General features: G+C 63.0%; 1 protein-coding gene. It reads right to left on the bottom strand.

Translation table 11 applies throughout. From position 1 onward, the window contains the following. Positions 1–69 precede the first annotated feature (69 nt). The coding region (locus tag IVA91_RS12640) for an IS3 family transposase (RefSeq protein WP_247421783.1) at positions 70–814 on the bottom strand (745 nt) is incomplete at its 5' end.

Genomic DNA, 814 nt, shown 5'->3' with positions numbered 1-814 from the left:
GCGTTCGAACAACGACCACGTTCTAGCACTTTGATGCTGTTGGAGCGGGCCGTTCCACCACATCAAGTTTTATCCAGTCCTGAGTTCGCCCCGGCTGTTGGATTTACCCGAATGGGCGGTGGTAGCGACGGGAGCTGGTGCGGAGCCATCGGCATAGCGCAGCGCCAGATCCCGTCGCGGGTTGCAGGTGAAGGCAAACTCCGATGGTGTTTTCCATCCGAGTTGCGAGTGAGGTCGCGTATCGTTGTAGTCGGCCCGCCAATGTCCGAGTTCGACCCGGGCCTGGGCCAGCGACGTGAACAGCGTCTCGTTCAACAATTCGTCTCGGAGACGGCCATTGAAGCTTTCGATGAAGGCATTCTGCGTCGGCTTGCCGGGCGCGATGTAATGCCAGGCGACGCGGCTCTGATCGGCCCATGTCAGGATGGCGTTGCTGGTCAATTCGGTGCCGTTGTCGCTGACCACCATTTTGGGCTTGCCGCGCTCGATGATCAGCCGGTCCAGCTCCCGCGCCACCCGGGAGCCCGACAGCGAGGTGTCGGCCATCAACGCCAGGCATTCGCGCGTGCACTCGTCGACCACGGTCAGGATGCGGAAGCGGCGGCCATCGGTGAGCTGGTCCGAGACGAAGTCGAGCGACCAGCGGTCATTCGGCGCTATAGGCACCACCATCGGCGCCCTGGTCCCGAGCGCCCGCTTGCGGCCACCACGGCGACGGACCGCGAGCCTCTCTTCCTGGTAGAGCCGGAACAGTTTCTTGTGGTTGACCAGATAGCCCTCCCGCCTGAGCAGAACATGCAGGCGCCGATAGCCG

It is taken from the genome of Bradyrhizobium sp. 153, from assembly GCF_023073835.1.
Taxonomy (GTDB): domain Bacteria; phylum Pseudomonadota; class Alphaproteobacteria; order Rhizobiales; family Xanthobacteraceae; genus Bradyrhizobium.
The sequence above is the reverse complement of the archived record's forward strand: the minus strand, read 5'-3'. Positions and strand labels throughout refer to the sequence as shown.